We start from the raw sequence: 20138 nt of genomic DNA on the forward strand, positions 1-20138 counted from the left end.
TTTTGAAGGAAATCTATTCTATATTTGTGAAACATAAAATATTTTATTTGAGTTTCAGTAAATATGGTCAATACCTTTAGAAGAAATATACGCTTAGGATTAGGCATTTCTCTTGCCGTTTTAATTATCAGCTCCGCAGCTTCCTACATTAGTATCCGCAAGTTGCTTGAAAGTGACTACTGGGTTGACCACACCTTCCAGGTGATCCAGGAGCTGGACAATATCATTTCGAGGCTGAAAGATGCAGAAACCGGGCAGCGTGGTTTTTTGCTGACTGCCGATCCTGTTTTTCTTGAACCCTATAACGGCTCGAAAGAAGATATAGGGGATTTAATTGATCATGCCCAATTGCTGACTACCGACAATCAGGTACAACAGAAAGACTTTCCCTATCTCCGTGAACTGATTGAAAACAAATACGTCTTTATCAATACCACCATAGCTGACCGTAAGCGGGGAATACCGGTAACTGAGCGCAAACTGCTCGAAGGAAAAGCGATCATGGATCATATCCGAAGCCTGATCAGGGTGATGGAGCAGCGGGAGCGTCAGCTGCTTGTCTCAAGAACATCAAAAATGGATACGTTCGCCACTTTTACACCTGTACTTATTCTGCTGGCTTCTTTCATTGCCGTAATCATCACCTTCGCTTTTTACCGCCGTATGAAGAACAACATGGCAGAAAATGAAAGGCTTCAGGAAATTCTCGAACAGAAAGAAGAAATGACGGAAAAGAATATTAAAGTGATCAGTGATCTGGCCGAACAGATCTCAAAGGGAAATTATGATGTCAGAATCAGGGATTCAGATTTTGAATAGTATCCTGATGATGTCATGGCAGGCATGCATAACCTCGCAAATAATGATTAATTTACCTGCCTCATGTCAGATTTTCGTTTAGAAGTTTTTCATACCGTTGCCAGGCGCCTGAGCTTTACAAAGGCCGCTGCCAGCTTGTATATTACCCAGCCGGCGGTAACCAAACATATTTATGAACTGGAACAGCAGTATGACAATAAGCTCTTTGAACGAAAGGGGAACAAGATCACCCTTACAAAGGCAGGGGAGGTATTACTGAGCCATACGGAATCACTTTTTGCTATCTACAGGAATATTGATTTTGATATGAATGCACTGGTGCATAAAAAAGAGGGAACCCTTCGCATTGGTGCCAGCACGACGATCGCACAATATGTGATCGCACCGCTGCTGGCCGGATTTCATCAAAAGTTCAGTGCCATACAACTCCATCTGATCAATGGCAATACGGAGCAGATCGAGAGGGCTTTGCTGGACAAAGAAATAGCGCTTGGTATCGTGGAAGGACGATCCAGGAACCAGGAGATCAGCTATACCGAATTTATAATGGATGAAATTGTACTGGTTTGCGGTAAAAACCATCCTTTTGCAGGACGTACGGAACTTGATCCCGAAATGCTGAGATCTAATCCGTTTGTGATCAGGGAACAGGGATCCGGTACACTGCAAGTGCTGGACTATGCTTTAAAAGGTGTGGGCATGCGGCTGTCCGATCTGAACATAGAAATACAGCTGGGCAGCACGGAAAGTATAAAATCATATTTGATGCATTCAAATTGCCTGGCTTTTATCTCTGTTCATGCCATCAGCAATGAACTCCACAGTGGCACACTACGGGTAATCGATGTTGCAGGATTGAATATTTCAAGGAATTTTTATTTCATCCATCTGCAGGGTAAAACGGACGGACTCTCTGAAGTATTTCTTCGTCATGTGATGTTATCCCATAACTTGAAGTAATGGCAGATTAATTTTATCAATTTTAAAAGCGTAACTGAGATCAGCATCTTTGATCAACAATAAACATAGATGATGCAACTCCAGTTAAATGCCCGCAAATTCCTATTTATTTCAGCCATACTTTTATGTCTGCTGCCATTCATATCGCCGCCGCTGGCGCTGTTGCTGGGGCTGATACTGGCCCAGCTGATGGAACACCCCTTTGCCGGGCTGAATCACAGGGCCACTAACTGGCTGCTGAAATTCTCTGTCGTCGGACTTGGATTTGGGATGAATGTAGTGACCGCCCTGGAAGCAGGAAGAGAGGGCATCTTGTTTACTGTAGTTTCTATTTTTGTGGTTTTGTCTGCCGGTTTTGTACTCGGCAAGTTATTCCATACGGGGCCTAAGACCTCCTTTCTCATTGCTGCAGGAACGGCAATTTGCGGGGGGAGTGCTATCGCTGCCCTATCGCCGGTGATGAAAGCCAGCGAAAAAGAGATTTCCGTTTCCCTGGGAATCGTTTTTATGCTGAACGCTGTTGCCCTGTTTCTCTTCCCCGCTGTCGGGCGGGCAATGCACCTGTCCCAGGGCCAGTTTGGCATGTGGTGTGCAATAGCCATCCATGATACCAGTTCGGTAGTCGGCGCGGCCGGTAAATATGGAGAGCAGGCACTCCAGATAGCCACTACCGTTAAATTAGCACGAGCCTAATGGATCATTCCTGTAGCATTCGGAACGGCTTTTTTCTTTAAAGCAGACCGCAGGAGAATAAAGATCCCTTATTTTATCGGTCTTTTTATTCTTGCGATGTTGGCCAATACCTATCTGCCCTTTCTGAAGCCGCTTTCTCCCTTTATCATTGCCCTGGCCAAAAAAGGCCTAACCTTAACGCTGTTCCTGATTGGCACTGGATTATCGCTCAGTGTAGTGAGGTCTGTTGGGCTGAAACCATTCCTGCAGGGAACACTGCTATGGGCAGCGATATCAGCAGTTTCATTATGGGCCGTCATCTCACTCGTCCGGTAATCACGCAAGTATAAATTATATAAAAATTAACTTCAATTCTGTAAAAGCATCATCCCAAAGCTTTCTACCTTTATCCTGTATTATTTTACAGGACCCTGAAGCTAACCATGAGCATTTACAACCCAAAATTCTTACCCACAGTAATTCTCTTTTTTACCTTTTTTGTTTGTAGTGGACAGATGCTGACGAATGGCAAACCGAAAACGGTCCGTTATGATCTGACCATCGGGCATAAAATGGTGAATTACACAGGTAAAGAAAGCATGGCAATGGCGATCAATGGTACCATACCCGGTCCTGTGCTCGAATTCGCCGAAGGTGATACCGCGGAAATCTATGTACACAATACCCTGCATGAAGAAACCTCTATCCACTGGCACGGACTGATCCTGCCCAACCGCTATGATGGAGTATCTTACCTCACCACTCAGCCCATTAAGGCAGGGGATACACATGTATTCAAATTCCCCCTGGTACAGAACGGAACGTACTGGTACCATTCCCATACCACAATGCAGGAACAGATGGGCCTTTACGGTGCCTTTATTATTCACAAGAGGGAAGCGCCTGTACTCAAAGAATATAACATGGTGATCAGCGACTGGGCAGATATGGATGCCATGGAAATTGACCGGCGCCTGCACAATGCATCAGATTGGTTTGCGATAAAAAAGAATGCTGTTCAGAGTTATGCCGAAGCCATCAGGCAGGGGCATTTCATGACTAAAGTGACCAATGAGTGGAAGCGGATGGCTGCAATGGATGTGAGTGATGTGGCCTATGACCGGTTTCTGATCAACGGAAAGACCCTCAATGAGCAGCCTCAGTTTAAGGCTGGTGAAAAAGTAAGGCTGAGGATAGTTAATGGGGGCTCTTCAACGTATTTCTGGCTTACCTATGGGGGTGGCAAGATGACTGTAGTGGCCAATGACGGAATGGATGTAGTGCCAGTTGAGGTGGACAGGCTGATCATTGCAGTAGCCGAAACCTATGATGTGATGGTTACCATCCCGGAAAATAAGCGGTATGAATTCCGCGCTACGGCAGAGGACAGGACAAAGTTTACCTCGCTCTGGTTGGGGAAGGGCGCGGAAGTGGATGCTCCCGGACTGCCCGGATTGAAATATTTTGAGGGAATGAAGATGATGAACGGCATGATGACGCTGAGCGGCAAAATGAAAATGATGGAGGGGATGGAGATGGCCAACCAGCAAATGGATATGAACAACGTGATGTACCCCGAAATCACAGGTGACGGCAAAGGAAAAATCCCGGAAGGCGATATCACCACGCTGGATTATGGCATGCTGAAATCGCCCGTGAAAACAACGCTTCCGGACGGGCCCGTGAGGTCGATGAACTTTGAGCTGACAGGAAATATGAACCGCTACGTATGGTCCATCAATAACAAAACGGTATCAGAGGCAGACAAGATCCTGATCAAAAAAGGAGAGAACGTTCGGGTCATTCTCACTAACCATACAATGATGCGGCATCCCATGCACCTTCACGGGCATTTTTTCAGGGTGCTGAATGGCAACGGTGACTATTCACCCTTAAAAAATACACTGGATATTATGCCGATGGAAACAGATACCATTGAGTTTGCCGCTACGGAAAGCGGCGACTGGTTTTTTCACTGTCATATCCTGTACCATATGATGAGCGGAATGGGCCGGATATTCGAATATGAGAATTCGCCCCCGAATCCGGAAGTGCCTGATCCACGTTATGCATTGCGGCAAATTTATAAGGACGACCGCAAATTTCATGCAACGGCCAGCGCCGGACTGGAAAGCAATGGTTCTGATGGTATGGCCGCTGTAGCCAATACACGCTGGAAGATCAATACGTTATGGCATCTGGGCACAAGCAGCAGTAAGGGCTATGAAAGTGAGACCATGGTAGGAAGGTACCTTGGTGCGATGCAGTGGTTTATGCCCTATATAGGTTTTGATTACCATTACAGAAAAACAGATGAAGCAGAGAAGAATCTTTTCGGGCAGCAGAGCAATAAAAATAACCGGAAGACGGTGGTTGCAGGTCTGGCGTATACTTTGCCCATGCTGGTCGTTGCCGATGCCAGAATTGATGGCGATGGTAAATACAGGTTCCAGCTGAGCAGGGAGGATATTCCTGTTTCCAAAAGGCTGCGGGCCAACTTTATGGCAAATACCGACAGGGAGTATGCCCTGGGACTGAAATATACTTTAACCAGGTACTTCTCCCTGTCCAGCCACTACGATAGCGATATGGGCTGGGGCGGAGGTTTAACGCTCACTTACTAAGCCCCGGTCCTCGTTACAGGTATCTGTCCTCTATTTTAATCGCTACGTCATTGATCGATGCAAGCCTTCTTTTCATCAATCTGTTTTCATCGAATTCCCAATTTTCATTGCCATAAGCGCGGAACCATTCTCCGGCGGTATTGTGGTATTCATATTCAAAGGTGACGGCGATTCTGCTACCTGTGAAAGCCCATAACTTCTTTTTCAGCTTGTACTCCAATTCTTTGTCCCACTTGACAGTTAAAAATTTAACCACTTCCTGGCGGCCGTTTATAAACTGCGAACGGTTTCTCCATTCGGTATCCACTGTATAACTCAGAGATACTCTTTCAGGATCTTTACTGTTCCAGGCATCCTCTGCCAGCTGCACTTTTTGCTTGGCGGTTTCAAAATTGAACGGAGGTAAAGGGAGCTTTTGTTCCATGATTTCTGTTGATTTAATTTGGAATAAATTTATTCCAAATTAAATCAACATGTATAGTGCAATTCAATGATTCAGTGGTATTAAACGAAGAAAATCAGGCTTTGCATATATTCACTGCACCGGGCTTCTCAGCAGGGTGCTGATATTTGCCCGCACGCCGATGTACAGGTTGATAATAGGCTCGTAGGAGGGAAGGAAACCCCTGATTTCACCTCCGACAGTAATTCCCAGACCGGAAAGCTGTTCTGTTATCCTGAGTCTGAACAGATAAAAGGCCCTCAGTTGTGAGATCAGGATTTTGCTGAGAGATATCCTTGATTCATTCAGTACATAGGAAGAAAAGGTATATTTTGAGAGGCCTATATTGGGGTCAAAGTATAACTTAAACTTATCTTTCGAGTTCAGGAACATCGGTACGCCGATGCTGTAAAATCCATTGGTATGAACTTCGGTAACGCTTTTGGGTATGATGCCTTTACCTGTCTGAAAAACGGGGTTTTCTCCCAGAGGCCTGTTGGTTACGTCGGTGTACAAGGTGTCTGTAATGAACGAAGTTGTAGTTGCGGTACGGAGTGCTTCCAGCCGCAGCGAAAGGTACATGTTGAAGAAATCGCTGCTCTGCCGGTTGATGCGCCAGGTTGGGTTGATATAATAACTCCACTGGTTGATGGAGACCCTGGTATGGTCTACAAATGTACCTTCAGAATAGCGTGTTTGTCCGTTAATATAAGGTCCTGTAGTATCTACACGGACACGTTCCATACGTACATCGTTTCTGGAGGAGTCTATAGAAAAATTCTGAAAATTTGAGACCCCCAGGAATCCGCCCCATCTGTTATCTTTTCCGGCAATGTCGTTTGCATTGACATGGAATTCGCCGCCGATATCCTGAAACCTCAGATTGTCAAAGAAATCAAGTGTGCCGCCGGTAAATATTTCGAAAGAGAGGCGCTTGTTTTTCTGGCTTTCTTCAGGCGTGTATTGCGGATCATTGCTTGTGCTGTCATTCAGATCGAACAGATAAAGCACATATTCAATTTCTTTATTTACCCCTGCCTGATCAGGGTAACTAAAGGTCAGGGTGACATCCTCTCTGGCCTCAGTGAAGAGGTCAGCTCTTATGGTAAAGTCGAAGTGGCCCTGGTACCCATTGGCGGCGGTGAGATGATAAGGGTTTTGCAGCGGCAGCACATAATCCCTGCCGATGGTAGCCGAGGTCTTCTCTTCGTTAACTTTAACGGTCAGGTCACAGTCCTGAACTGCATTTTCCAGAGAGAATGTGACCGGTATCGTTCTGTCCGTAAATTTTTCTTTCAGGCTAAGTGGCGACAGGTGACCGAACTTCAGATCCTGCCCATGGCCGGTCAGGACAATACAAATCAGGGTAAAAATTGAGATTATGGTTTTCATTAGCTATTGATGTTTTTCCACATTAATTTACTCAACAATGGCTTGCATATCAATTGCAAATGGTTTTTGGGGCTATTGTCCCACCCTTTCAGACCTCATCGTAAAGGAGAAAATATTGTGGGAAAAAGCAAGTAGGTTAAAATCGAGGAATACTGTCTACAGCTGAGTATTTTGCTCCTCATGGTTGTCATTTGAGCTCAACTTTTCCATTACGACATTCAGGTTTCCTGTTAATTTCATTGTAACATTCATGTGAATAAAAAATATAGTAAAACAATAAATACGATCGGTTTGTATCCTCAGGTTAATTTTGTTGATATTTATAATTGTTGAAACATTTTGTTTCGTACCTGGCCAGGCGATTCATTCGTGACGCCGGCATATTGATACATCCCACCGGCATTCTTTCTGCTCATCAAATAAGCGGCAGCATTCTTGCAAAATGTGCTGATATATCTCCAATATATTAATGTGATACCTACCGTTTTAGAACCGAGAATTGAATTATGGAAAAAGAAAAAAATTGGATAAACGTTGCAAAAGCCTATAAAAGCTGCCCGCATTGTGAAAGAGGTCTGCTAAATACCAGGGTGAGGAGGGGCTTTTTTGTTAAAAATCTATTTTTATGGATGGATGTAAAGCGGTATCAATGCAATGTTTGTACAAGAAAAGTATATTTAAAAAATGGTTCCGGCGAGACTCAGTTGGTCGGAAATTAATTATTGAATGGCCTGCGTTCTGCACTTAGTTTTTAGCCTACCGGGCCTTCATCAGTTTGCAGCAAACTGATGATCTACCACTGCTCTTCTAAGTTATCTTGATAAGTGAAATCTTTAGTAGTGAGATTCATTTGATGTTTATATTTTCTGAATGAATATATCACTGATTTAAGTGTATTGGTTTGTAGTCTGGTTGCTAAAGTCAGAAAGCAGATTTGTTGGGAAGTTAACAACTTTTGGCTATTCCGGCGTGAAATCTGTAGTTGGATAAAAGAGTAAAACTTATGAGCATTAGAATAGCCTTGTTTGACGACAATAAAAATATCAGGAACAGCATCGCTTTGTTACTGAATACAGACGATGATTTCGAAATTGTTGGCAGCTTCAGCAATGCAAGGGATTGTGTGAATAATGTACTCCGGACTATGCCTGATATTGTTTTGATGGACCTGGAAATGCCCGGGGTAAAAGGGACAGAGGCCATCCGCTTACTGAAAAAGGAATTTCCTCAGATAGACATTCTCATACAAACGGTATTTGAAGATGATGACAATATCTATGAGTCCATTGTTGCAGGTGCTTCAGGTTATGTTTTAAAAAGCCACCTGAACAGCATGCTGCTGAATTCAATTAAAGATATAAAAACCGGCGGTTCACCCATGAGCCCTTCCATTGCCAGGAAGGTACTGCATATGCTGCAGGAAAACCCTGGGCGTAAAGTCAGGTCAACTGATGATTATAACTTAACTGCAAGAGAAAAAGAAGTATTGACCTGTCTGGTCAACGGATTAACCTACAAAGCCATCAGTGATGAACTGAACATCAGTTATGAAACGGTGCGCAGCCATATGAAAAAGGTTTATGAAAAGCTGCATGTAGCTTCACTCACAGAAGTAGTAGCGAAGGCCATCAATCAGAATATTGTCTGACCTTCGCCAGCCGGAGAAGTTATTCAAATCTGACCATTTCCTCCCAACGCTTAGTTTGCCCTGCTGATAGGTACCGGGAGTAATCAATGCGCCACAGATACAGGAAGGATTGATCTTTTTATCATGAAGCGGAATCCATCCAATTGTACCGGCATTGAAAAATTTCAGGGACATGCTTACGATGCACAGGCATCCGCCGGGAACCTCAAATGTAAACCTATGCGGTTCCAGAACCTTCATGTACTTTGTCATCTCCAAACCCTGAGCTGTGTTGTGCTGCTGCACCCGTGCCTGTGCCTTTCCCAACTCACACTCAGGTGCCGCCCGCTAACAAGAACGAACGAAGAAACAAGCTTTTCGCTGCCCTGACAGGGTTAGGCCCCAATCAGCTCTTTTAAGTTTTTCTCTGATTCCAGGTATCTTTTTAAAAGTATAAGCTGGTTTTCTGCACGGTAAAAGTTATGCCCTTCGTATTTCGAACCGTAATACACGTCGTTCTGCAGATAATCTGCAAGGAAACGAAGCGCCTGCATGTAAATAAGAAATTTCCCGGCGTAGATAAAATACGATTTTTCCGTTTCGGTAAGTGTAGTTCCCATCTCTTCCATATAGCCGTCATAAATAGCTTTAAAGAATTCTTCCCGTATGACAATCCTGCTCATATCGGTTTCTTCTTCGCTCAGGGCGCAGATATACGTGCGGATCATATCTCCCACATCGCTGATAAAATAGCCGGGCATCACTGTGTCCAGGTCAATAACGCAAATACCCTTGTTTTGTGCGTCAAACAGCACATTACTGATCTTGGTATCGTGGTGGATCACCCGAAGGGGAATTTCGTTGTTTTCAAAAATACGTTCGAAGGTCTCTACAATATCTTTATTTTCCAGTATGTATGAAATCAGTGCCGAAGCTTTTTCTTTTCTGTCTGCCTCTGCATGTTCACAGGCCGATAAAAACTGTCGGTAACGAAGGATCAGGTTATGAAAATCAGGAAGTGTGGTATGCAGTTGTTTTACATCAAAGCCGCTGAGCAGCCTGCTGAATTTTCCAAACTGTCTGGCTGCTTCATATGCCTCATCTTTTTGATCCACTACATTGACGGTGTGGGAGTTTTCTACAAAAGGGAACATTCTGAAATAACCGTCACTCGTTTGATTCAACGAGTTTCCGGACAGGTCCTTTACCGGAGCAATAAAAAGGTATTCAGGATACTCCTGATCCAGGTATTCTTTTAGCAGAGAAAGGTTCTGATCGATATCAAATGGACGTTTGAAGACAAATTGGTTCAGCTGCTGCAGAATGTACCCTGCTGATACAGTATTTACCAGCCAGGTATGGTTAATCAGGCCGTCACCAAAAGCTTTTACCTCGCAGGCCGAGGGATCAATTCCATATAATGGTAGGATCTTATTGAACATAGAGATAGCAAAAATTTGATTGTGTGCGTAAACGTAAGCAATCTTTGTGAAAAGCGTCACTCCTATCAGCCAAAAATTTCAAACTGCCAAGATGAAAAATGCAATTCTAGCTGATTGATTTTCCGAAAGGGGAGAAGGCGAGGTTCATCAGTTTGAAATGCTGTCTTCCAAATGGAATTCCAACAATGGTAATGCATAAGAGAATCCCAAAGAACAGGTGGGTGAGTGCAATCCAGATGCCGCCGCACAGCAGCCAGATGATGTTCATAATGGTTGAAAGACAGCCGGTATTGGACGATGTATCAGTGATTTTAACCCCAAAAGGAGCAAGGCCCACAAAAGCGAATTTAAAACATTGCAGGCCAAATGGAATACCAACAATGGTGAGACACAGGATAAAGCCACCGATCAGGTATTCAAAAAAAATAAATATTCCACCGAAGATAACCCATAAGATATTGCCTATAAAATTCATTTGCGTTTTTTATGGTTTAGATCGGAAATGGCAGGATTAGTTACAAATTATCTGTCGATTCTTTATTCCTCAGGATGACAGGGTTTCTTCAACCAAAAAGAGCAATTTCTAATAAAAATTGCTCTTTTTGGTTGAAGAAAATGAGGTCCAACCGTTGCTGAATGATGCCTGGGTCTCCTCCGGATTTTAATTCAGTGATTTACAAGCCTCAATTAAAAGGGCATTGTTTGCTGCCGGGTTTTTACCCAGATCCAATCCTTCACCAACTACGGTTGACATATCAAGATCTGTGATTGCTCTGTTAGGAATGATTTTCACCTGGCTTCCCCAAACGGCTTTGAAATCATATGAAGTTCCTCTTTTCAGCAATGTGGTTTTGATCAATCCACTGCTGGCAGTACCTAAGATGTTATATGCTGTTGCCGGGGCACCAGCTGGTTTGTAATATAAATCAAAGTTAGGTACCAGGATTATTCCTTTATTCGGACAAACGATATTGAGTTGTAAAGTGATATTTTCCAGGGCAGCGCTTGGCGGGGTCAATGTGATAATGATTGAGTTACCTGCACATGGGTTAGCTAAATCGCCTGTAGACAGGGTTTCACCACTGGCATCGATCACTTTATAGTGAAGCGGGATACCCGGCAGCCCGCTGAAGAGGTCATTTAACTTGTCAGACAGCAATACCAGAGATTTAGCGATGATTTTACCACTGTTTGTTGATATTTCTATATCCATCGGGCGTGTTCCTGTGCTCAGCCAGCTTGCTGAATAAGACACCTTTGTATCGGAACAAGTCGCGGTAGCAAAGACTTCACCAGCTACGAATATGGTTAAGTGGGAAGTACTGATGTTAACTGCCAGTTTTCCTCCTGAGGAGAACACTGTAGCAGTAGATTCATAGGTGAATTGTCCTGTCTCTACCTGGTAGCTATAAATTGGCAACTGATCGCCCACTTTCACCGGTGCACCTGTTGAAGCCATTGTGTATGCAGGATCCAGCTGTGTAGTAACGGTAATTGGTGTGGTGAACGATTTTACCTGCTGATTTCCTACGGTCATCTTGATGCTGGTTGAAGCTGCAGGAATAAAAAATGCGTCGGTCGGGGTTGTTGACCCAGGCATGATTACATTACTTGATGAAAGTTTTCCACCGGGGAACAGGCTTAATGAAGCCGGATCGCCAGCATCGAAACTGATTAACTGAACGCCTAAAGCAGCGCCTGTCAGGACGGTACCTGCGGCATTTTTAAACTGTGTACCTGATGCAATAGTTACTGAAGTGGTGGTCGCTACATTTGCATTTGCCGCTGTGGCAATAGTTGCAGCAGCAGTGGTGGTTCCGGAAGCGTTTAGTGCGACAGTACTTAAAACCACAGTGGATGCTGCGGTATTGTCTGTCGACTTTAACAGGGTCACTTCCTGTAACTGGCTAACCTGTCCGTTTACAATTTCCATCGGAATATTGATATCCTCATATCCGTTGGCTTTGACTATAACATTGAATTTAATTGATTTGGATGTAGTTGGCTCAGCATTAGGGTTAACTCCTAAAGTAATGATCCCACCGGGAGCATAGATAGCTTTGGTTCCCGAAAAGTCATAGATGCTGGCGGCATCAGCTCCCGAGATCGTAAGGTTCAGTGTTGGCAATGTTGCACCCTTTGCATCGGAAACGATCAGGGTTGCTTTGTATTTGATTACTGCTGCATCAAATAACACATCAATATTGTAGGCCGGGTTTCGGCAGCTGTTAAACAGGAAAGCGGATGCCAGCGTGATGAGCGTTATCAGCGTATATCCTTTTCGGGTAAATAAGTTTTTCAAGTTGTATGGAATTAAAGGTTGAAGATTATAAGTGAATGTTAAAGTTGAGCTGCACAACGGGCAAGAAACGGTAGTAAGACAAGTTTTTTGCGAATTGTTCTGAATTGCTGGTATTAGCGGCAAGCAGTTTTGTACCGGTTAATGAAGCATCCGGTTTACCCATGTAATAAGTACCGATAGAAAAACCAAAGTCGAATGTTCTTGCTGAGAAAATGTCATCCAGTCCAACGCCTATATATGGAGTAACTTTATTCCATTGTACTTTTCCCTGGAGTTCGCCAAGCTGATCACTTGGGATTTCGATATCTCCGTATTTGTAGATACCATTATAAGTGATTACAGCTGTACCTTTATCTTTCCACCAGTAGGCACCGCCTACGGTAAGGATGAATTTATCCAGAATGTTATCGTGATCAGTTGAGGGATGCCAGTCAAACATCAAATGTGCATTGGCAAAATCAGCATCTAATTTCAGGTTTGTAGGTTCAGAGCGGCCTGTATATACAGTTTGCCAGTTAAAAGGCAGGATGCTTACCCCTGCACGCACGCCGAAGGGCTGAGACAGGTTCACTTTAACATCGGCACCAATACCTTGTGTACCGGCAGTAGCACTGACAGACACATTCGGGAAATCACCATAAGGAGTTCTGTTCTGAGCTTGAATCTCATTGACTGCAAATGTGAGGAGGATAAGGCTAAGGAAAGTAAATTTTATATTCATATAATTAATTTTGGTAAGGATGTCTTTTCGTCGGCAATGAATGATGACTACACGTAATTAAAGGACTCGTGTTTATACGGTAGAAGCAGTACATTAAACACAGTCAAATGTACGGGAGGAAGAAAGAAACGGATATCACGAAACTTACCTGTTTTCTTACTAAAATTGAATTATTCTTGAAGGTTGTTATCTTTAGTAATCTTTTTATTGGTAACTTCAGACAGAAATAAGTTGAATTACCTGATTTTTAAGTTGTTTAAGGACTAAAAGAAAGCACTCTCGTCAAAAAATAAGAAATTCATATTTATAGAGATCTGGTAATGTTTGTTACCCGTTTAAGTAATATTGTAATAGGTTGAAATGGCCGATATTTGAATTAAATATTGATAGAAGTTCATGATTATTGAAGAGAGCGTAAAGATATTATTTTCATATATTTTTTTTGAATTCCTGCTGCAGGACTATTTCGCTGGTTCACAAAAGGCTATATTTTATTGACACTCTTATTTGAATATATTTATGATAAATCTTGGTATTATCGAAGACGATGCCGCATTGCTTAACAATTATGTAGATTTCTTTGAAATGGAAGGTGAATTCTCGGTTTCATTTTCCTTAAATGATATCAGTAAGCTTTCTGCTCTTCGCTCATCCTGTATGGCCGACATTATTCTCTTAGACCTGGTTTTGCCTTCAGGAAATAGCTTAAATTATATTCATAAGATTACGCAGCGTTTCCCAAGATGTAAGATTGTTATCTTGTCGGGTATAGCTGATCAGCAAATGTCTCAGTCTGCGCTGCAGAGAGGGGCCAGCGGGTTTCTTTTGAAGTCCAGCAGCCTGCACTTTATCAAAGACGCGCTCATACAAGCTAACGATGGCGGTACACCTTTATCACCATTGATCGTAAACCATCTGATTCACTACAAGAATGTGCAAACGCTGTTCCAGGCACATCCTGATTTAACGAGGCGGGAAATTGAACTTGTTTATTTACTAAAGACGGGGATGTCTAACAAAATGGCGGCCGCCGAACTTAAGGTTACCTCCTTTACTATCAACCAACATCTGAAGAATATATATAAAAAGTTGAAGATCAACTCCAGGGGAGAGCTGATTACGATTGCTGCTAAGTATTAAAAATGCTAACCCTGTTAAACCGGTTAAGTTTATGGCACTATTGTTACTGATTGAGGATGAAGAAACACTGAGAAATAATACGCAGGAGCTGCTTGAGTTACATGGGTATCAATGTATCGTAGCTGCTAACGGAAATGAGGGAGTGGATCTGGCAAAAGAGTTTTTGCCGGATTTGGTCATCTGCGACGTTTTGCTTCCTGGTATCGATGGATTTGGCTTGAAAACCGTGCTGAACGATTTTGAGCCTACCAGTAATATCCCTTTTATATATCTCAGTTCAAAAGCTGAACGCGAGGATATGAGAAAGGCGATGGACCTTGGTGCAAAAGATTATATTACCAAGCCGTTTAAGTTTGTGGAGGTAGCAAGTTCAATCGAAAGGATCCTGCTGCAAAAGGCAGATCTCCACAAGTCGATCGATGACCATGTAATTAAAGTACTGGTGGATTATATCAAGCTGGCAAAACATGAGTGTAACACCCCATTACATGCCATTACCACACTTACAGAATTGCTGAGGGTTAAAAATCAGAGCGGGGAAACCATCGATGAACTTGCGGTGGCCATCATTACTTCCAGTAAGCGTCTTTCCAAGACACTTACTAACCTGGGAGAGCTGATGCGTTTGACACATTACTTTCCCATGGAAGAGTATGTATATAAGGCTTTCAATGTCAGTGATGTGATCCTGATTACTGCCCGGACTAATCTGAAAATAAACAACCGGCTGTCAGATCTGACAGCTGAAATTGAACAGGTCAGTTCTGCTGAGTTTGCAAAAGAAGATATTGCTACAATGATTGATGAGCTCACAGACAATGCCGTTAAATTTTCGCAGCCACTTAGCAGGATAACAGTTGATTTCGGGAAAGCGGATGCAAGTGATCAGTTTGTATTAAAAGTGCATAACCAGCTGTCGGTGGCAACTACTTTTACTGAAAATGATATTCGTCCGTTTAAGCAGCATGACTGTACCCTGGTGCGGCAACACGGCAGTGGTCTGGGTCTTTATCTTGTTTCATTGATCGTAAAAAAATACAATGGGAAATTAAGGGTTGAATATACTGCGGATATGGGTATTACTATCGTTGTTTCTTTACCGGTGGGAAGATCAAATCCTGCTCATCAGGACAATATAAATATGGTGGGGATATGATTCAGGTAAAAGCAGGGACAGTGGATAAGATGACGCTCAGCGCTTATAAGGATTTGGTTGACAGTATCAACGATATTGTTTTCCAAATCAATAGTTGTGCCGAATGGACTTTCCTGAATCGCTCATGGACCCGCATCATGGGGTACGAAATAGAGGAGGTAAGAGGAATGCCTTTTTTTGATTATCTGCATCCGGATGACAGGCTAAAGGGGATTACCTCCTTTCAATATAATATTGCCGGCTCATGCAGTTATTTTCATCAGGAAAAACGGTTTGTGACTAAAAGAGGCGATGTAGTCTGGATGAAGGTGATTTCTACCCTGCATAGAAATGATTCCGGCGAAGTGATTAGTATTTCAGGTACGATGCAGGATGTGAGCCGGGAGAGGAAGATCAGGGATATGAGCGAGCTTGTTTCTCATAATATACATGACCTGGTTTGTATGCTGGAATTGAATGGGAAATATAAATACGTATCACCATCAATCAAGGAAATCACGGGTTACCTGCCGGAAGAATTGATAGGTAAGTACCCGTTGGATTTCGCACATCCCGATGATGCGTCAAAATTGAGCTATCAGCACGTCAAGAAGAAAAAAGTAAAAGATATCAATATCAATTCCCGGTTTAAAACAAAAAATGGCGAGTATAAATGGCTTGAAACAAATACTAAAACCATTTCTGACGAAAGCGGTGCGGCGATTGGATTTGTATCATCGTCCAGGGTGATTGACATCCGCAAGAAAGCTGAAGATATCATCTTAAAGTCTCTGGAGAAAGAGCGTGAACTGAATCAAATGAAGTCTAACTTTGTAAGTGTTGCCTCTCATGAGTTCAGGACCCCCCTCGCAATTATCAGGTCCAGTCTTGAATTGTCAGAGATCTATGCTGCTAAAGTTTCGCATCTGGTTCCCAATATCGCCAAACATAATCAGAATATTTTCAGGCAGATTGACCGCCTGAGCTTGCTGATTGATGAGGTGCTGATCGTAAGTAAACTTGAATCAGAGGTTTTTGTCTGTAAGCGGGAAGAGTCGGACATCGTAGAAGTATTGAAGGAGATTATTTTTTATCTCGAGAATATTCAAAAAGACAATAGAAAAGTAGTTTTCAATATCAAAGGTATACCGCGGAAAGTGATGATAGATCCCTTACTGGTAAACCATGCGATTACCAATATCATCACCAATGCGTTTAAATACAGCGCAAGACGTCGCGGACCGGTCATCACCTTGTGCTTTAATGAAAAGACATTTTCTATTACCATCAAAGATTTTGGTATAGGAATTCCACATGATGATCAGGCTAAGATCTTCCGCGCATTTTACCGCGCGGAGAACGTTGCCCTGATAGAAGGTACAGGTCTGGGGATGTTTATTGCTAAAAGATTTATGGAGCTGCATAAAGGAAAACTTTCATTCAAAAGTCGTCTTGATGTGGGAACAGAATTTTTGATAAAGATGTCCTGATCTCCTATAACTTACCTCATTAAGTAATTTTTTTTGAGTTCAAAAAAAGTAATCTTTGAGCTATATGCAGAAGATCCTCGTAAAATGTAGCAGATGCCAGAATCTAGGTGATAACAACAGGGTTAAAAGACCCAGGGTCCTTAAAATTTTTTTCCCCTTTTTACCGGTTAAAAAATATATGTGCTTTCGTTGTCTCAAGACATTTTATAAGGTTGATCTGTTCAGAAGCTTTCATATAATCGGAATAAAGTCATAGATTTTAACGATTGGCCTGTTGCAGGGTTTCTATTGTTCTTTGCGATGATTAGATCGCAAAGAACAGCTTTCTTACTTCGCCCGAAACTGTGGGTTGCAACCTGCCATAAAGCGCCATAGGCTTTACCATTTTGCTCGCTTTTTTTTCCTGGTAATCCGTTACCTCAACAACATATCTTCCCGGCCAGAGCGCGTGAATTCTATGATGCCTTCTTTGTTTGTAGTGAAAACTTTAGACCATCCTGAAGGAGAGAATATCGAAACAGTAGCGTCGCCTTTCAATCATTTTGCGCGTACTCGCCATAAAATAATTTAACCTCCTGCGCCTGTCCGATTTTTCCAGACCTGTTGGTTTCTATCCAAAGCGCATACGCAAATGATGTTGTTCCGTAAGCCAGACCAATGATGGTCAGCAGGAGTGTTTGATATATTTTATAATTTGTATATTAAATTGTTTGCTGATTCCTAACCTGACAAATATAGAAGTTATTCAGAATAATTACAGACAAGCATAAGGTGTTTAACGCGTATGGCTGAATTGTGTTGATTATTAGAAGGTTACTCTTGATAGTCTTATATATTGTTCGTAGATTTAATAGACCATTATATAAACAGGAGGAAATATCATGACTGTTATTCAAAAAATTGAGCGGTGGGGCGATCAGCATACCGCTAAAGCACTTGGCTTCGTGCGCATGGGATTAGGAATACTTATTTTTTGTAAGGGAATTGCCATTGTAAGCAACACTCAGGCACTGCAGGAACTGCTGGTGCAGCACAGTGTATTCGGCTTCTCAGGCATGATGGCAAGCGTCGCCATTCATATAGTAGGGTTTGTGCATCTTGTAGGCGGTATTTTGATTGCCATAGGGTTGCTTACCCGTTTTGCTGCTGTAATACAGATTCCCATCCTTTTGGTTGCAGTATTCTTTGTGAATATATCCAGAGGTTTTACGATGCTGAATTCAGAATTATGGCTTTCGCTGATCGTATTATTACTGCTTATCTTATTTTGGGTTACAGGATCAGGACCTTATTCTGTAGATCAGGCGATGAAGAAAAAACCGGTTGCATAAAGAATTGGAAGGTAAACCAATCTGCTTTCCGGAATTTTAGGATCTCTCTATTGAAGAGATCCGGGGGGACTGACTGATCTATGTTAGCATCCTTTTTAATTTGGCTGTGGATTTAGCAGCTCATCAGGATTGAATGCATCTCCGAATATACCCCGGTTGACTGAGGAATATTGCGCCTTCAAAAACATTTACCTCCAGGCTGCTGATCTTCGCCAACGTAGGTGATCCACCATGATAAATGTTCCGCGGGGTATTCATTAATATAATCCAGACCTTGCTGCGAAAGAAATCGGTGTTTGTAAACTTTCCACCTTTAGGGAGAGCGTGGTTAATGCCTTGATAAGTGTGTCTTAGCGATAGGAGTAAAGGTGTGATCTCGACAGTTTAAACATATCAGTTGTATGATGATATGGTAAAAATGATACGTTGAAGGACAGTATCTGTACACTAGATATCAAATGATGATAAGGCACATAGACCACGCTTAGAAAAATAATTTTACTATTTAGAATTTTCCCAAACTATTTCCTTAGTGAATTCCGTTATGTAATTGTATCGAGAATTAATAGTTATGATAATCATTTGGAAATAATATGAAGAACGTAGTAGTAACCGGAGTATCTACAGGGATTGGACGTGGAACGGCAGGTGTGATGATCGGAAAGGGCTGGCATGTATTTGGGAGTGTGCGCAATGAAGATGATGGGCATCAATTGAAAAAGGAATTTGGTAAGGCATTTACGCCTCTGATTTTTGATGTGCAGGATAATGATGCTATCCTTTCAGCTTCCATAGAAGTACGTAAATGTCTTGCCGGAAAAACCCTGGATGGTTTGGTTAATAATGCCGGCAGTTCAATGCCTGATCCTTTGCTGCTCCAGACTGTAGAGGATTTTCGTAAACAGATCGACATCAACCTTGTGGGTATGTTTGCAGTTACAAGAGCGTTTGCTCCGTTGCTGGGAACAGATCAGACACTGATTGGAAGTAAGGGACGAATTATTAACCTGAGCTCTGTAGCCGGAAAGACGGGCTTTCCATTTATGGGTGCCTTTTCTGCCGCCAAATATGGTGTTGAGGGTTTTTCTGAGGCCTTGAGAAGGGAACTGCAAATGATAGGAATTGATGTGATCATCATCGGCCCCGGTTCTGTAAACACTGCTACTTGGGATAAATTAGAAAATACATCATTTGACCATGTTGACGGTACAATTTGGGATAAACCTTTCCGAACCTTCAACAAATGGATGAGTGAAAGTGGTCGCAAAGGCTATTCCCCGGAACAGGTGGGCAAAGTAATTGCCACAGCCTTAATTGTATCCAGACCACATGCACGCTATACAGTATTAAAGGGCAGATTTCTGAATGCAACTTTGCCATCATTGCTCCCCAGCCGGACTATTGACAGAATACTTGGTAAGAAGCTTGGTTTATTACCCAAATAACATAATTCTTTAATGTCTTTGCCGAACATTTTACTGAGGTTGTCTGAAAATAGCCGATTGTCAGAGTAGATGATACCCGATTGTTCATTTGGACCATCGAGTATCATCTGCTAACAAAATATGTTATTTTAAAGCTCTAAGGATTTCTTCAAGCTTTAATTCACCCTCTACAGTCTGTGCCCCATTTTGTATTGCCTTTTTCATAATTCGTGCTGTCTCTGGATTATATACCAACGAAGCCCAACCATCGTTTTCCGATTGAAACCCTTCTGCGTTTCTGATTGGAGGCAATATTTTTTTTGTTGTTTCTATTACACTTTCAGGTAAGTTTGCAATGTTTTGTGCCAGGCGATCTACGAATGTGTCTATTTCGGCATCGGGTATTGCACGATTAATCCAGCCATAATGCTCAGCAGTAATGGCATCGAACAACCTGTCGGGGGCCTAATACAACTATGGCTTTTTTAAAATCAACTTTGGTTTCTAAAATATTTTGTAAAGATCTCTTTATCATAATAATTTTTATTCACCAAATATAGCTCTTTTTGGGGAACGTATTCGCCAAAAAGAGCTATATTTGGTGAATATGTTCCTTG

19 protein-coding genes are annotated in these 20138 nt (G+C 42.4%); 11 read left to right on the plus strand and 8 right to left on the minus strand.

Features of this window, described 5'->3' with window-relative positions:
- Positions 1-63: 63 nt before the first annotated feature.
- From BLW16_RS09825 to BLW16_RS09840, 5 genes are all read left to right on the plus strand, one after another.
- On the plus strand, positions 64-819 hold the full coding sequence (locus BLW16_RS09825; protein ID WP_090556404.1) for a CHASE3 domain-containing protein: 756 nt from the start codon (positions 64-66) through the stop codon (positions 817-819).
- A gap of 63 nt (positions 820-882) precedes the next feature.
- Positions 883-1779, plus strand: a complete 897-nt coding sequence (locus tag BLW16_RS09830; RefSeq protein ID WP_090556405.1) for a LysR family transcriptional regulator — start codon at positions 883-885, stop codon at positions 1777-1779.
- A 69-nt stretch (positions 1780-1848) separates the two neighbouring features.
- Positions 1849-2472 (plus strand): YeiH family protein, encoded by a 624-nt coding sequence (locus BLW16_RS09835; RefSeq protein ID WP_317039952.1) that lies wholly within the window; start codon positions 1849-1851, stop codon positions 2470-2472.
- 96 nt (positions 2473-2568) lie between these two features.
- The gene (locus tag BLW16_RS23950; RefSeq protein ID WP_317039953.1) at positions 2569-2787 is read left to right on the plus strand and encodes a hypothetical protein; all 219 of its coding nucleotides are present in this window, start codon (positions 2569-2571) and stop codon (positions 2785-2787) included.
- A gap of 107 nt (positions 2788-2894) precedes the next feature.
- Positions 2895-5075, plus strand: coding sequence for a multicopper oxidase domain-containing protein (locus BLW16_RS09840; protein WP_090556406.1), 2181 nt, complete (start codon positions 2895-2897; stop codon positions 5073-5075).
- A 13-nt stretch (positions 5076-5088) separates the two neighbouring features.
- Here the strand turns inward: BLW16_RS09840 and BLW16_RS09845 are convergent, their stop codons facing one another.
- Both BLW16_RS09845 and BLW16_RS09850 read right to left on the minus strand, forming a co-directional pair.
- Positions 5089-5499 (minus strand): DUF1348 family protein, encoded by a 411-nt coding sequence (locus BLW16_RS09845; RefSeq protein WP_090556407.1) that lies wholly within the window; start codon positions 5497-5499, stop codon positions 5089-5091.
- A 111-nt stretch (positions 5500-5610) separates the two neighbouring features.
- Entirely contained in the window at positions 5611-6909 is a 1299-nt protein-coding gene (locus BLW16_RS09850; protein ID WP_090556408.1) for a hypothetical protein, read from the minus strand.
- A 1003-nt stretch (positions 6910-7912) separates the two neighbouring features.
- Here BLW16_RS09850 and BLW16_RS09860 point away from each other — a divergent pair.
- Entirely contained in the window at positions 7913-8557 is a 645-nt protein-coding gene (locus BLW16_RS09860; RefSeq protein WP_090556410.1) for a response regulator, read from the plus strand.
- On the opposite strand, the gene BLW16_RS22995 is transcribed toward BLW16_RS09860, so the two are convergent.
- From BLW16_RS22995 to BLW16_RS09880, 5 genes are all read right to left on the minus strand, one after another.
- Complete coding sequence (locus BLW16_RS22995) at positions 8510-8863, minus strand: hypothetical protein (protein WP_139298303.1); 354 nt, start codon at positions 8861-8863, stop codon at positions 8510-8512. The two genes, BLW16_RS09860 and BLW16_RS22995, sit on opposite strands and share 48 nt — an antisense overlap.
- 68 nt (positions 8864-8931) lie before the next feature.
- Complete coding sequence (locus tag BLW16_RS09865) at positions 8932-9978, minus strand: phosphotransferase enzyme family protein (RefSeq protein WP_090556411.1); 1047 nt, start codon at positions 9976-9978, stop codon at positions 8932-8934.
- Positions 9979-10084: 106 nt separating this feature from the next.
- Positions 10085-10453: a YccF domain-containing protein gene (locus BLW16_RS09870; protein WP_090556412.1), complete on the minus strand. Its 369-nt coding sequence runs from the start codon at positions 10451-10453 to the stop codon at positions 10085-10087.
- A gap of 186 nt (positions 10454-10639) precedes the next feature.
- A complete protein-coding gene (locus BLW16_RS09875; RefSeq protein ID WP_090556413.1) occupies positions 10640-12280 on the minus strand; it encodes a hypothetical protein in 1641 nt (546 codons plus the stop codon).
- A 25-nt stretch (positions 12281-12305) separates the two neighbouring features.
- Complete coding sequence (locus BLW16_RS09880) at positions 12306-13001, minus strand: hypothetical protein (protein ID WP_090556414.1); 696 nt, start codon at positions 12999-13001, stop codon at positions 12306-12308.
- A 519-nt stretch (positions 13002-13520) separates the two neighbouring features.
- Between BLW16_RS09880 and BLW16_RS09885 the strand changes: the two genes are divergently transcribed.
- The 5 genes from BLW16_RS09885 (at position 13521) to BLW16_RS09905 (ending at position 19542) form a co-directional block, all read left to right on the plus strand.
- The gene (locus BLW16_RS09885; protein WP_090556415.1) at positions 13521-14141 is read left to right on the plus strand and encodes a response regulator transcription factor; all 621 of its coding nucleotides are present in this window, start codon (positions 13521-13523) and stop codon (positions 14139-14141) included.
- A gap of 31 nt (positions 14142-14172) precedes the next feature.
- A complete protein-coding gene (locus tag BLW16_RS09890) occupies positions 14173-15297 on the plus strand; it encodes a hybrid sensor histidine kinase/response regulator (protein ID WP_139298304.1) in 1125 nt (374 codons plus the stop codon).
- A complete protein-coding gene (locus BLW16_RS09895) occupies positions 15294-16766 on the plus strand; it encodes a sensor histidine kinase (protein ID WP_090556417.1) in 1473 nt (490 codons plus the stop codon). Before BLW16_RS09890 ends, BLW16_RS09895 begins: the two co-directional genes overlap by 4 nt.
- An 881-nt stretch (positions 16767-17647) precedes the next feature.
- Complete coding sequence (locus BLW16_RS09900; RefSeq protein ID WP_090556418.1) at positions 17648-18097, plus strand: DoxX family protein; 450 nt, start codon at positions 17648-17650, stop codon at positions 18095-18097.
- 593 nt (positions 18098-18690) lie between these two features.
- Positions 18691-19542 carry an SDR family NAD(P)-dependent oxidoreductase gene (locus BLW16_RS09905; RefSeq protein WP_090556419.1) on the plus strand — a complete coding sequence of 284 codons (852 nt, stop codon included), beginning with the start codon at positions 18691-18693 and terminating at the stop codon, positions 19540-19542.
- A 123-nt stretch (positions 19543-19665) separates the two neighbouring features.
- On the opposite strand, the gene BLW16_RS09910 is transcribed toward BLW16_RS09905, so the two are convergent.
- Complete coding sequence (locus BLW16_RS09910; RefSeq protein ID WP_090556420.1) at positions 19666-19974, minus strand: hypothetical protein; 309 nt, start codon at positions 19972-19974, stop codon at positions 19666-19668.
- Between the last annotated feature and the right edge of the window lie 164 nt (positions 19975-20138).

Source organism: Pedobacter hartonius, from assembly GCF_900107535.1.
Lineage (GTDB): Bacteria > Bacteroidota > Bacteroidia > Sphingobacteriales > Sphingobacteriaceae > Pedobacter > Pedobacter hartonius.